At 38.3% G+C, this 13,716-nt stretch carries 11 protein-coding genes; 1 reads left to right on the top strand and 10 read right to left on the bottom strand.

Annotated features, from left to right (window positions below):
- Positions 1-2: 2 nt before the first annotated feature.
- Complete coding sequence (arsB, locus tag KO02_RS09475; protein ID WP_038697817.1) at positions 3-1,034, top strand: ACR3 family arsenite efflux transporter; 1,032 nt, start codon at positions 3-5, stop codon at positions 1,032-1,034.
- A 246-nt stretch (positions 1,035-1,280) separates the two neighbouring features.
- On the opposite strand, the gene KO02_RS09470 is transcribed toward arsB, so the two are convergent.
- The 10 genes from KO02_RS09470 to KO02_RS09425 all read right to left on the bottom strand — a co-directional run bounded on the left by KO02_RS09470 (position 1,281) and on the right by KO02_RS09425 (position 13,551).
- Positions 1,281-4,400 (bottom strand): GH92 family glycosyl hydrolase, encoded by a 3,120-nt coding sequence (locus tag KO02_RS09470; protein ID WP_038697815.1) that lies wholly within the window; start codon positions 4,398-4,400, stop codon positions 1,281-1,283.
- A gap of 399 nt (positions 4,401-4,799) precedes the next feature.
- A complete protein-coding gene (locus tag KO02_RS09465) occupies positions 4,800-5,234 on the bottom strand; it encodes an Hsp20/alpha crystallin family protein (RefSeq protein WP_038697813.1) in 435 nt (144 codons plus the stop codon).
- 16 nt (positions 5,235-5,250) lie between these two features.
- A complete protein-coding gene (locus KO02_RS09460; protein ID WP_038697811.1) occupies positions 5,251-5,538 on the bottom strand; it encodes a hypothetical protein in 288 nt (95 codons plus the stop codon).
- A 192-nt stretch (positions 5,539-5,730) separates the two neighbouring features.
- Positions 5,731-6,093, bottom strand: a complete 363-nt coding sequence (locus KO02_RS09455; protein ID WP_038697809.1) for a hypothetical protein — start codon at positions 6,091-6,093, stop codon at positions 5,731-5,733.
- Between the two features lie 3 nt (positions 6,094-6,096).
- A complete protein-coding gene (locus KO02_RS09450; protein WP_235212377.1) occupies positions 6,097-6,654 on the bottom strand; it encodes an RNA polymerase sigma factor in 558 nt (185 codons plus the stop codon).
- A 275-nt stretch (positions 6,655-6,929) separates the two neighbouring features.
- The gene (locus KO02_RS09445) at positions 6,930-7,373 is read right to left on the bottom strand and encodes a hypothetical protein (protein ID WP_038702426.1); all 444 of its coding nucleotides are present in this window, start codon (positions 7,371-7,373) and stop codon (positions 6,930-6,932) included.
- Positions 7,374-7,386: 13 nt separating this feature from the next.
- Entirely contained in the window at positions 7,387-8,481 is a 1,095-nt protein-coding gene (locus KO02_RS09440; protein WP_038697805.1) for an efflux RND transporter periplasmic adaptor subunit, read from the bottom strand.
- Between the two features lie 9 nt (positions 8,482-8,490).
- Positions 8,491-11,634, bottom strand: a complete 3,144-nt coding sequence (locus tag KO02_RS09435) for an efflux RND transporter permease subunit (protein WP_038697803.1) — start codon at positions 11,632-11,634, stop codon at positions 8,491-8,493.
- 10 nt (positions 11,635-11,644) lie between these two features.
- A complete protein-coding gene (locus KO02_RS09430) occupies positions 11,645-13,039 on the bottom strand; it encodes a TolC family protein (protein WP_038697801.1) in 1,395 nt (464 codons plus the stop codon).
- An 89-nt stretch (positions 13,040-13,128) separates the two neighbouring features.
- A complete protein-coding gene (locus KO02_RS09425; protein ID WP_038697799.1) occupies positions 13,129-13,551 on the bottom strand; it encodes an HYC_CC_PP family protein in 423 nt (140 codons plus the stop codon).
- Between the last annotated feature and the right edge of the window lie 165 nt (positions 13,552-13,716).

The raw sequence follows: 13,716 nt of genomic DNA, 5'->3' as shown, positions 1-13,716 counted from the left end.
TTATGCAAGTCAAAATGAAGTTTCTAGATCGGTATCTAACCCTCTGGATTTTCCTTGCCATGGGAATGGGGATACTTATTGGAAATTTATTCCCAGGTATTTCCAATGTAATGGATAGCATGTCAATTGGGACGACAAATATTCCATTAGCTTTCGGATTAATAGTCATGATGTATCCCCCACTGGCAAAAGTAAACTATAATTTACTGCCTTTGGCCTTCAAAGATAAAAAGGTACTTAGTTTATCACTTGTCTTGAATTGGTTTGTTGGACCTATCTTGATGTTTATTCTAGCAATTCTCTTTTTAAGAAATGAACCTGATTATATGGTGGGATTGATTCTTATTGGTCTCGCGAGATGTATTGCCATGGTAATCGTATGGAATGACCTTGCAAAAGGGAATAGAGAATACGCAGCACTTCTGATTGCTTTAAATAGTATTTTTCAAGTATTCTTTTACAGTTTATTCGTATGGTTGTTCATCAATGTTTTACCGTCATATTTTGGATTTGCAGCATATACGGTTTCAATTGAAATGAGCGAAGTCATAAAAAGCGTATTCATCTATTTGGGAATCCCTTTTTTAGCTGGGTTTTTAAGCCATAGATACCTCGCTAAAGTAAAAGGTGAAAATTGGTACAATCGTAAGTTTATACCTTTCATATCCCCATTCACTCTATATGCTTTATTATTTACGATTGTCCTCATGTTTAGCCTCAAAGGTGAACAAATAGTTCAATTGCCCATGCAGGTTGTTAAAGTGGCAGTACCATTGGTAATTTATTTTGTACTGATGTTCTTTATTAGCTTTTTCATGAATAAATCTATGCAGGTGGACTATGATAAGAATGCGGCTATATCCTTTACAGCTACTGGAAATAATTTCGAGCTAGCTATTGCAGTGGCTATAGCGGTGTTTGGGATACACTCGCCTCAGGCATTTGTGGGTGTTATAGGTCCATTGATTGAAGTACCGGTATTAATTCTCCTAGTGAGGACTAGTCTTTGGCTTAAAAAGAAATATTACAGCTAGAAACAGATATTTGAATAGGCATTGATTTTTTATCTCTTTACCTATACATGCCTAGGTAAAGAGATAAAACCGCTATTTAAGTTAAGAAATAGTCTCAGGATTAGAAAACTATTATTGATAAATTAGGTGTTTTTTCCGCATCACTTTATTGATTTGAAGACCCTGTTTCCAACCTTTACGAATTTCCGCCTTAGACTTACCTGCAATAAAAGTAGCAGGATCTATATATTAGCGCTTCATGAGTCCCTATTGTTTATTTGGTTCTGGCCCCATTTCAAGTACAAGCTCCCCTCCTTTTAATAGTTCGGAAGCATCAAAATAAAACGTATCGAGTCTCTTTCCATTTAGAGTAGCTGCTTGCACGTACATATTCTGTTTACTGTTATTATGAGCCTTTATCACGAATTGCTTGCCTCTACCATACCTATTATCCAGTTTGATCGTTATTTCTTTAAACATCGGGCTCCCAATTTCATATACCGGATTACTTCGGGTACCGCCATCCATCTGGAACAAACCGATTGCGGTCATAATATACCATGCGCTCATCTGTCCCTGATCCTCATCTCCCAGATAAGCATTGGAAATTCCCTGTCCATAATAACGTTCGGCGATGGAACGGCTATATTTTTGAGTCAACCAAGGTTTGTTCATATAATTGAAGATATAGGCAAAATGCATCGATTGCTGGTTACCTTGTACGACTGGGTAATCCCAATATTGGTCATTTGGTCCATTATAACGCCATTTTTCGCTTTCCCCAAATCCCCATTCTAATCGCTTCAATAAAACATCTTCGCCTATCCACTTTGAAAGTCCAGGTAGATCTTGTGGCACAAAGAAAGTCAACTGCCAAGCATTTCCTTCTACATAATGATGATTTGCACCTGATTTAAATGGATCAAAATCTTTTAACCATGCTCCTTTTGAATCCTTCATCCGTGCATAACCCGTCGAGGTATCTATTGCATTTTTCCACCATGTACCACGATCATTGAAATATTCATAATCAGCGGTTTTATTTAACGACTTAGCAAATTGACCAACCGTCCAATCATCGTAACTATATTCCAGACTATTAGAAAATCGTCCCAAATCTGATGGAACATACTTATACTTGAGGTAGACATCTAAATCTCGGTTTCCAGCGAAACCACCCTCAAATTTCAATGGACTGGTCATCTGCATCTTTTTTACTGCTGCAAATGCCTTTTGAACATCATAATCGCGAATCCCCATTTGATATGCTCCGACTATCAGTGGGATTTCGTGTTCTGCAACCATAACGGGGATATACTCCATCCCTGCCGGTCCTTTAGCTAACCATCCGTCGGCGTCGTACATGGCCAATTGTGATTTGACCCATTTACTCGACCACTCTGGAGTCACGAGATTCCAAAATTGGTTCAAATTCCAAAAAGTATTCCAGAAGGCATCACAGCCAAGCGCTAGATCGTTCTTATCACCTAAAACACGGACAACTTCGCGCGAATCTCGCCATTGACCGTTGCTATCGCTAAAGGTATTTCTACTGGCTAATGCCCGGTACATATTTGTATAGAATTTTTCCTTCTCAAGATAGTCATCAGAAGTAATCTCCAATCTACCAAGCAATTCATTCCATACAGCGTGCTGATGAGCAACAATCTGATCGAAAGACCACTTAAATGGTTGACTGATTTCCTCTCGAAGATTTCCCTCAGCATTTTCGATGCTGACATAAGAAACACCCGTACGTAATTGTACCGTTTTCTGTTTGCGTACATCGAACTCCACAAACATACCTGCATCAGTAACGTTTGTACCTTCACCATCATGTATATAGCTGATACTATCGCCTTCCCATGTCCCGAAGTTGATAATTGGACGATCAAATTCAATTGCAAAATGGACGATATAATCCTGCTTAGCATCGGTAGACCAGACGTTTTCAGAAAGCTGACTGCTATATCCGATGATCTTGGTATCAGATACTTTTTTCAACTTATAGTCTACAATCTGGTAAGGATACTCACCATTAACTTTCAAATCGATCATCACACGTCCAGTATCCGATTTATTAAACGTGTAACGCTGAAAGCTGGCACGCGTAGTTTGTGTCAGGTCGACATCGATATCATGATCGGTCAACTTCACGTGATAAGAACCCAAAGGAGCATGTTCCGTCATTTTATCAATGCGTGAGCGATAACCCGAATCGGGATCATACTGGTCTCCAACCTTCGTTTTTAGTCTACCCGAAGTAGGGAAAGTACCCAATCCTGCCATAGTCCATTCATGAATATGACTAAAAGCACCTATCGATTCCATCGAAGGTTCATAACCCGCTTGCCAACCGACATTCTGGTTGTCAGGACTTAGCTTTACCATGCTAAAAGGCATCCACGGTCCTGGAGCAATCATCCATCGGGAGTGGGCTGTACCCATCATGGTATTAACATAGTCGGATGCTCCGCCAAGTCGCTTAGCTGCTCTTATGAATTGCTGACGAGCCGATAGCTTATCATTGATGTAGATTTCACATATACTCTTCTTACGTTCCTTTACAGCTGCAAGAGGCAATTCCAAGAGCGATAAGCCTTTGTTTAAATTTCCTTGGTAAATAGGTTTCCCATCTACCAAAACTTTGATGTTTTGGTCATCTTTGAGACGTAGCACCTCAACTAAAAGATTTTGTACCCGCCCTGAAGCACTATTAGATTCAAAATCGGCGACCTTAATCTGTTTCACCAACGTATTATAATCTGTGATAAGTTTTGTTTTTTCAGGTCCCAATAGCTGAAAAGAATCAAATTCTACCCAGCCACCTTTCAGAACTGTTAATGTGATATGGTTGTATCCTGAACGAAGTAAGGATGGGTCAGGCTTCACAATAAGCTTCTTTTTACCCAGAGCCCCAACACCTGGTTGGCCTGTGCCTGCACCATTTTCGATCGCATAATTATAGTTTTTGCCATTGATCGATACTTGCAAGGTAGGATGATTCTTAGGGTCAGAATTAACCAAATCGACTTCGAAATTATAAGAATCAGTGGCATTTACTTGATCTAAAACATAGTAAAAATTGAGAAAATGAGTCCGTAGCCCCGAGGTAGGCCCTGTACCTCCCCACTCATTTGCAGGACCCGGAAGTACATAGGGTACATCTTTACGCAACTGACTTTGACCAATGATGACTTGTTTATCCTCATATCCCATATCATGGGCTAGAAAATTTTTATAATCTCCTGGCGATAGTGCAAACTCCGCACTAGAAGAGTCGGCAGTACCCAATTGCCAAATCACACTTTGCTGTGCTAAGGCTGATTGCCCAAAAACAAGAAAAAGTATTCCCGTTGTTAATAAAAATCTACTGTGCCTATTCATAATCACTGTCTTTATTGGTCATTTATTCAGAGCCTGTCCAACTTTCTTTAAAAAATGGATCACTCATAGGCTCTTAGCGTGAAAAATACCGAATCTTTACTGATGTTACAGGCATAGCTTATGCTACAGAATATAAAATTTGTTCGTGTATTTCAATGAATGATATAGACATAAGAAGTACTTGCACACGATTAGAAAGAATAATTTACTCGGTTTACGATACAATAATAAAACTTTGTATCTACATATGCAAGAATTAAAAATAGATTGTACATACATGTATTGTCTAATGCTTATTACAAAACTATGTTAATAAAGAATGTAACAAAAATACAAATGTCAAATACTGTTAATAATAAAGCCATCCTTAATAGAATGGCTTTATTATCCTATCGATTATTAGCCAACCTTGATATCTTGAGCTGGTTTAAAAGACGATACGTCTTTTGGTAAAATAACTGTCAAGACTCCGTCTTCGTAGCTCGCCGTTAAATTTCTTGTAGATACCTGTTCGTTCAATTGGAATGATCTTTGGAATGATTGCGGCACGAATTCGCGATACATGTACTGCCCCTCGGATTCATACTCTTGGTCTTCAATTTGATAAGAAATGGTCAGGATCTTATCTTTTAACTCAATTTTAAACAGTTCTTTTTTTAGACCTGAAGCGTATAACTGTAAAGTGAAAAATTCCGCATTCTCCTCAATATTTACAGGTGGTCGACTATTTATCGATTCCTCCTTTCTTAATTTCCCAAATTGTTTTTCGAATAGATTTTTCAAATTTCCGTATCTTTCAAAACAGTCAGTCGTGTTGTTATTGTTATTAAACATTGTCTTTTTATTAATATTAATGAATGGGAATAATCGCAAAGTTAGATTGAACGTCAACAGATTGCGGACGAACCGCTGTATAAGATTCTGTTTGCGGATCTGGTGAAATGGCACTTCTGTGGCCGTGTAATACTTTCCGGGATTTTCTATTTCGCAATTTAGCTGCTATAAGCATTATTGCTGTGCCTAAAAAAGTACACATTATTAATAATTTAAATAGAAGTCCAAGGACAAAGGTCAGCAATCCAACAATGAGGGTAGCGCCTATAAGTTTTGGTATGATAAATCTCATTTTATTTTTCATGTCTTGTTAATAATTATTTCAAAGGCCTTTAAATAGAAGACGCATGAACAATAATAATACTTTAAACGAACGATACTTTTTTGAGCATAAAAATCAATTATCAAGGATAATCATTGAATAAACAGTATTTTAAGACATAAAAAAGGGCAGAGAAATAAAATTCTCTGCCCTTTTTTCGGTTTCTAGGCAATACTAAATTTGATTTTCATCATCATTTTTACGATCTTGACATACGGATGAGAACCTACGCTTCCATTCTTCTTTAAATTTGGATCGGTCATCATCTGTCATATGCCGACATGGTGAATTGAAGTCACGTTTATTGCATATTCTATTCCCTCTACCTTTAAATCTAAATCCTCCAAAAAGAATCTTAGATAAAAGTAGGATTCCAAATGCCTCCCAAAACGAGATGGTCTTCATGCCAAATATTTCGGGAATGAGCACATTCCATAATAACTGCACTCCCCATACAAATAGTAAGGCAAGTATGATCACGCAGGGTATTATAAATAAAAACTTACCCTTTTTATTGCTACTAAATCTATTGTTCATATCTTATCTATTATATTCGATTTCATCGTATAGCGCACGAAGTCTTTTTCGAAGATGCTTGACTGCGTAACCTTTACGGCTAATGATGGTTTTAATGCTTTCACCTTCTTGATCAGCGATCTCTTGTAAGGTCATCTCCTCAATCTCATGCCATAAAAAAGTATTCTTTTGTTTCTCGGGCAATTCATCTAAAGCTTTCATAAGATGATTCCAAAAAACATCTTTAAACATCTTCAATTCTGCATCATTTGTATCGTCGGAGAGCAATAGTTCTTTTATCTGCAATCGCCCTTCATCATCTTCATAACTATGATCTTCGAGAGACTCTGTCTTTTTCTTTCGATAAAGATCTGTTATTTTATTTTTAGCAATTGCATAAAGCCATCCGCTTATGTTCTCAAGCTGATCAACATTAGTAAGTCGGCTAGTCTGATACCAAACTTCTTGTAGAATATCTTCAGCATCTTCTATTTTCTTCACCTTTCCATTAATGAAACGAAGCAATTGAGTGCCGTAGTTTTTGACAACTTCGGATATAGAAGATGATTCTTTATAAGACATGTTTAAAGTATGAATAGCGTTCATATACTTAGTAGACGGATATCACAAGTTTTTACTTTAAAATATTTCAATAAATGTACTAGATTATTTTGATGATATTAAAATATCTCGAATCCTATCTTTATTGCTACATAAAGGCTTTGAAACGATGCTATGTTCGTTTTTCAGAGCTGTCAGTACTTTCAATGATAGCAATTCAAAGTAACACGATGGGCGAACCATAACAAATAAAAAGGCCCAACCTTTCGATTGAGCCTTTCATCCATTACCTACTCCTACTTAGCCGATTGCAGAAATGCTTCATAATTATCTTTACTTTCAAAATAAGCAACCTCATCATGATCTCCTATCAAAACAATATAAGCATGAGCTTTATCTACACTTTTTAAGCTGTGGGGGTCGATAGCTGCACGGACTGCGGCATCGTTGGGGATTCGTTCTTTACACATCTCGCAACAACCATAATACATCTTTCCGTCATGCGGAACTTCCAATTGTTGCTTCCCCATATAAGCATCATTGACCATACACACCAGATTATTGGGCACCTGATCTCCTTTTTGAGGTGTAGAATTGCCCGTAACATGATTATCAGCAACCTTCGTTTGTGCTGGTATACCACTCATTACGTCCGTCTCTTTCGATCTTTCATTATTACAGGATATCAATACAATGTCAGCCAGAACCATCATCGTTATTTTATTGAATTGTTTTATCATGATTTTAATTATTTTATTTGTTTGGGATAGCTGTTCCATCCTGTATTTCTTCATTACCCATTTTAAGAATAACATCATTTTCATGCAGTTCGCCAAGCACTTCCACCATATCAGTCATGATACGACCTTTACTCACGGGAATCTTTTTCGATTTACCTCCAGCTACAGCGATGATATAAATTCCCAAATTGCTATCTACAATAGCTGATTTTGGAACAAAGAATGTCGCCTCATTATTTTGTAGAGCAATTCGTGCTTCAGCAATCATAAAAGGTTTCAGCGCATGATTGATATTGATGAAATCAGCTTCTACTTTTTCCGAACGTAATTTTAGATCGAGACTTCCAGATTTTCGACTCACCTTAGCGAAGTATTTATGTTGAGGTTGGGATCTTACATAGAACTCGATTGTATCACCAAGCTTAATATAGGGTGTATTCGCTTCCGGAATAGAAAGTTTCAATCGCATTTTGTGGATGTTTTGAATGATCAATAAAGGTGCATTACCCATGGGACCAACATAAGCTCCTAGGTCGACACTCCTTTCGGTGATAACACCGTCGAAAGGAGCTCGGATAACCAGATAATCATCTATATTTTGGAGCTCCTTATAAGCAGATTCAGCAGCAGCCAATTGAGCCTCATCGGCCAATTTACGAGCTGTTATCTGATCCATAGCATCGCGAGCGAAAGCACCTTGGGTTTCATTCGCCTTAATCATGCGGTCGTAAGTAGCCTTTGTGGAAAGATAGACTGCTTGCTGTGCCTTGAATTTAGCTTTAGCATTAGCAACCTGCGATTGTATCTCTGGGGCTTCTAAAGTCATCAAAACTTGTCCCTGAGATACCCGATCACCGATGTCGACTCGTATATTTTTAACGTAACTATTGATCTTGGCAAATAGCTCCGTGCTTTGATCTGACTGCAGCTCACCGGCCAATTTCAAAATCACCAATGGATTCGTTTTTTTAATCAGAACCGTTTCAAAAGGATTCATCATCATATTTCCCATTTCGGTCTTCTTTTCTCCTTTTTGCTCTTTCTTAGCGTCAGTACAAGACATGAAAATAAGTGCCGATGCTGCTGTTATATATATTAAGTTTTTCATTTTTTTATTCTAATTGTTAAAATGCACACTATTTTCATCCTCTGGGTCTAGGGATGGTGACTGAACTTTACTTTTACCCAGTATCCAAGCAAATACTAATGGTAAGATGATCAAAACAGAAAACGTAGAAGCGATTAACCCACCGATTACTGCTCTTCCCAAAGGTGATACTTGATCGCCCCCCTCTCCAAAACCAATTGCCATAGGTAACATACCCGCTGTCATCGCTAAAGTTGTCATGATAATCGGCCTAATTCGGAGACTCGTTGCCGTCAATGCAGACTGCATGGCATTCTGGTTTTTCAGGCGTAATGTCTCTGCATTACTGATCAATAACACAGCATTGGCTATGGAAACTCCAACAGCCATGATGACACCCATATACGACTGCATATTGATGGTCGACCCTGTCAATTTGAGGAGTATCAATGATCCAAACACAACAAAAGGTACTGTTGTTAAAATCGTTAGTGATACTTTGAAGGATTGAAAATTAGCCGTAAGCATCAAGAAAATGACAATAATAGCAATCAACAAACCATTGGCAAGACTCGCCATCGTATCATCTAGAACTGGAGACATTCCGGCAACCTGTATGTTGACCCCTTTAGGCAACTCACCTAAAGACGCTATCGCCGCCTCAACATCCTTTTGAGCTCTCGCTAGATCAGTTTGATGCACATTGGCAGTGACTGTCGTATAACCCATCGTTCCTAAATTGTAACTTTCACCAAGTTCCTTGACTGGCGTTATAGTTGCTACATCCCCCAAAACAGGTCTATCCGAATCCCTAGCAAGTGGAATATTGGCCAATTCATCTTGACTGTTTAATATGTTTTGAGGCATTTGTACCTGCACATCATAAGCAATACCCATCATACCACCTACCCACATATTTTTGCTCGTATACCTTGAGGATGCGGTACTCGCTACCATAGACTTTGCAATATCTTGTGCATCAAGCCCCAACTGAGCGGCTCTATTTCGGTCGATATTAATTTCCAAAGCAGGATAATTCATTGATTGTGGAATTTGCAGATCACGTAGATAATCCAATTCCTTTAGCTTGCCCATTAATTTATTCGCAGACATCGCATTCATCTTTTTCATCATTCCTGAAATACGGACTTCAATAGCTGTGTTCGCTCCCTGACTCAGTATCTTTTCGGTGAGCTCAATCGGTTCAAAAGACAATTTAAGCTCGGGCATTTTCTTTTGTATATGATTTCGAATCTCATCCTTCAAAAGATCTGCGTTACCTTTAAAGTCTTTCAAAGCCACTTGCAATAGCGCTTCATGTGGACCAGCATTATAGAGGTATATTGGACTTACGGCAAAGGTTGAGGGGTGTAAACCTACATAAGCTGAAGAAATAGCAATTTTATCTTTTCCAATCAGCGCGTTCAACTCCTGTAATACCGCCTTTACTTTTTCCTCGGTCTTTTCTATCCGCGTTCCTTCAGGTGCCGTAATACGGACTTGAAACTGACTTGAATTGACATTTGGTAATACATCTTTACCTGTGTATTGATATAAAATACCCACAAGACCCATAATCAAAATCATACTTGAAGAAACGACCAACTTCTTATGTTGCATTAATTTTTGTAAAAAATTGCTGTAGCGTACTTTAAATCTATCAAAAGCGGTTTCTTTCTGTTCTTCCTCTGCTACATGATTGTTTTTCATGATCCAGTTGGCCATGATGGGCACAAATGTTTGGGACATGAGATAGGAGATTATCATGGAGAAACCAATGGACAATGCCAAAGGCATAAACAATGACCCTGGTATACCCGTCATGACCAAGGCAGGTGCAAATACAGCGAGGATACAGAGTAAAATCAATAATTTAGGGAAAGCGATTTCCTGACAAGCATCCCATATAGCCTTTGCCTTATTTTTTTTCAGGGCAAAATGCTGGTGGATATTCTCAATGGTCACCGTACTTTCATCGACCAGAATACCGATTGCTAAAGCTAATCCCGACAAGCTCATGATGTTGATAGTCTGGCCGAATAATTTAAGAAAAAGTACCCCCGAAATAATGGATATCGGAATCGTCAGAATGACGATAAGTGCAGCCCGTCTATCCCTTAAGAATAAGATAACCATCAGGCCCGTTAACAATGCTCCTAATATTCCTTCTATAATTAAACTTTTCACCGCATTGATGACATAGACGGATTGATCGAATTCATAGGAAATATGCACATCTTCGGGTAAGTTTTTCTGAATATTAGGGATGACCTTCTTTAAGTATTGGACTACATCATAAGTCGATGCTTTTCCTGATTTGGCGATATTGATATATACGGATCGTTTACCATCAATAAGCGCATATCCAGCCGTGATATCGGCACCATCTTTTACAGTTGCTACATCTCGAAGATACACGTTGTCTACCTGACCTTTAAATAGCGGGATATCACCAAATTCTTCAACATTTTTCAACGTATTATTGGTTGGTGTCAGGTAATTAATATCATCAATGTATACATTCCCGGATGGAGAGGTTATATTTTGTCGACTTATTATTTCCACGATTTGCTCTGGTGATAGTTGATGCACACGAAGCTTATTTGGATCTATATTGATTTCTATCGTCCGCGGACTCCCACCAAATGGTGGAGCTGTTGTCAAACCCGGGATAGCAATTAGAAAAGGACGTGCCGTAAAATTGGCAATATCCTGCAATTGATTATTAGTTTTCGTCTCACTTCGAAAAACCAACTGCCCCACGGGTTGAGATGAAGCATCAAACCGGATAATGAATGGTGGTGGAGCACCATGTGGTAAAAATACCTGTGAACGATTGGATAATGCCGTCAGTTGAGCGATAGCTTCGCCCATTTCCGTTCCCTCATAAAAGTTAACTTTCATTAAGGTCAATCCTTGCGTATTTTTCGTTTCGATACTTTTTATACCATTCGTAAAAAGCATCATATTAACGTACATTTTGGTGAAATAGCCTTCCATCTGCTGCGGTGTGTATCCGTTGAAAGAGTGCGCTACATAGACAACTGGTAAATTCATCTCTGGAAGAATATCTACCTGTATTTCTTTTGCCGCTCTAATTCCGAAAAATAAAAGCCCCAACACCATAACCATAATGGAAATTGGCTTGCGAAGTGCAAATCTGATTAAATTCATTCTTGTAAAATTAGTATTGAGTCGCTTTTAATAAAATGGAAATATCTCCTTGAGCCGATGCTAGTAATAGCAGCGCTTGCCAAACATTATTTTGGGCTATTTCATAATCAATTTCTGCCCTATTCAAACTGTACAAAGCTTGTGTAAAATCGACCAGATTTGTTAGTCCATTTTCATATAGCGCAGTATGTTGTTTGTATGCTACCTGCGATGCCGTGAGTTGTATCTTGGTTTCCTCCAGATTATCACTTGCATTTTTAAATTGCTCTTGAGCCAACCCAGTTTCTGCAAGCAACTCCTTTTGCAATAGGGTGAAATCCTGTTTTAAAGCAGCAGTTTGGAACTGCTGTTCTTTAACTTTACTATTAAAACGGAAGATATTCGTCAGATTCCAACTCAATGTCCCGCCCAACAGATAATTGCTTCTTTGGATACCTGCACCTTTCAGGTAGGAAGAAGAGTAAGCTGTATTATCTTGAACGTAATTCCAATCAAATCCAGAACCACGTGCTTGTGCAACTGCAAATAGATTGAAATTAGGCATTTTATGACTTCGGATAAACTGTTCGTGCTGTTTGCTTTCTTCTATCCTACGTTGTTGCCATTCCAATGCCGGATGATTTTTAACGACTGAAATATTGCCGTCCCAATTCATCACAGGCACACGCGTATTGTAAAGACTATCCAATTGGTAGGATTGAAATTTATCATTGAGTAGCACTGCAAGATTTTTGGAGAATGCCAGTTCTTTATCATAAGCTTTGATTTCTAGCGATTTGGCATGCGACACTTCTGCCTTAGCTAATGAAGCGTCCACTTCTGGTATCAGTCCACTTGTTGCCCTACTATCTGTCATCTCAAAGAATACTTGGGCACGTTCCGTATTTTTCCGCTGTACAAATTTGAGTCTTTGACTTGCCAGTAAATTGAGATATGCAGCCGTGACCTTAACTTGATATTCAAAGACAACCTGGTCCATATCGGCTACTGCAACACCTTCTTTAGTAGTTGCTAATGCTATCTGATGTTTTCGTTTCCCAAAAGTAAATGCATTCCAATTGATGTTGGCAAAATACAGCGACCCAAATGCTGCATTCCAGTTTTGTTCTGCCAGAGGCATGGAAGTTGCCGCTGATCCCAACCCACTATGAGCATATAATGGCCCGTTCTGTGCGTTGATTGTGCCAAAACTTTGTTGTGCCCCCAAGGTCAAGTCAGGTAGGTATTGTTTGTTTTGAAAGATTGTATTCTGTGCGGTGGATTGCACAATGATCTGTTTTGATTTTATTTTATCATGGTATGCAATAGCACGTTCTAGCGCATCAGATAAGTTCAATACTTGCGCGAAACTCGAAGAGTTTAAAGCAAACAAGAAACTAATTGATGCCATGAATTTTAGATTCATAGACAAAAAATTAAAAATTATACATAAAGAATGAATAGCATATCACAGTCAGTCGGATATACTTAATATCGAATTCAATACCTATATTTTTAAATTCTGTAAATACAGTTTAGGATATAAAGCGGTCTATTAAAAAGCGGGATTTTGGCAGACGAATAATAGTTATGGTTAGAAGCCGTTAATAACAATCCTTTATCAAAGACAGCTCCTAATGTTCTATTGGGAATAGCATCGCCCCAAAACTTAACCGAAAACTTAAAACTAGACTGTTTCTTGGCTGCCTCATCGGTTTTAAAGACCTGAGCCTCTATTTTACAACAATCTTTCTTTTTCTTGTCTAACCCCTTTTCTTTAGCAACACAAATCGCACATGGGCTATTGGGGTTATCGTTGATATTCGTCAAGCTGATTTGCATCATAGCAGTTCCCTTGCATAAATGTGCATACTGGGTAAAGCCCGAAGACAGCACCAGATATACCATGGAAAGGAGTATGACGAGTATTTTTTTCATAATGTTACCGCAAAGCTAATCTTAAACTCCCCTTCACTGTTTGCAATATTATGGTTAAAACTTGTAAAACTTTAAGATTTCCATGGGTAAATCCATAGATCTAGATATGGGTAAACCACTAGGAAAATACTCCGCTTATTCTTCTAAAGGATTTAGGATTATTTT

The sequence above is a fragment of the Sphingobacterium sp. ML3W genome, assembly GCF_000747525.1.
Lineage (GTDB): Bacteria > Bacteroidota > Bacteroidia > Sphingobacteriales > Sphingobacteriaceae > Sphingobacterium.
The sequence above is the reverse complement of the archived record's forward strand: the minus strand, read 5'-3'. Positions and strand labels throughout refer to the sequence as shown.

Coding starts and splice junctions, on each gene's coding strand:
- arsB (WP_038697817.1), top strand. CDS start 3: ATGCAAGTCAAAATGAAGTTTCTAGATCGGTATCTAACCCTCTGGATT.
- KO02_RS09470 (WP_038697815.1), bottom strand. CDS start 4,400: ATGAATAGGCACAGTAGATTTTTATTAACAACGGGAATACTTTTTCTT.
- KO02_RS09465 (WP_038697813.1), bottom strand. CDS start 5,234: ATGTTTAATAACAATAACAACACGACTGACTGTTTTGAAAGATACGGA.
- KO02_RS09460 (WP_038697811.1), bottom strand. CDS start 5,538: ATGAAAAATAAAATGAGATTTATCATACCAAAACTTATAGGCGCTACC.
- KO02_RS09455 (WP_038697809.1), bottom strand. CDS start 6,093: ATGAACAATAGATTTAGTAGCAATAAAAAGGGTAAGTTTTTATTTATA.
- KO02_RS09450 (WP_235212377.1), bottom strand. CDS start 6,654: ATGTCTTATAAAGAATCATCTTCTATATCCGAAGTTGTCAAAAACTAC.
- KO02_RS09445 (WP_038702426.1), bottom strand. CDS start 7,373: ATGATAAAACAATTCAATAAAATAACGATGATGGTTCTGGCTGACATT.
- KO02_RS09440 (WP_038697805.1), bottom strand. CDS start 8,481: ATGAAAAACTTAATATATATAACAGCAGCATCGGCACTTATTTTCATG.
- KO02_RS09435 (WP_038697803.1), bottom strand. CDS start 11,634: ATGAATTTAATCAGATTTGCACTTCGCAAGCCAATTTCCATTATGGTT.
- KO02_RS09430 (WP_038697801.1), bottom strand. CDS start 13,039: ATGAATCTAAAATTCATGGCATCAATTAGTTTCTTGTTTGCTTTAAAC.
- KO02_RS09425 (WP_038697799.1), bottom strand. CDS start 13,551: ATGAAAAAAATACTCGTCATACTCCTTTCCATGGTATATCTGGTGCTG.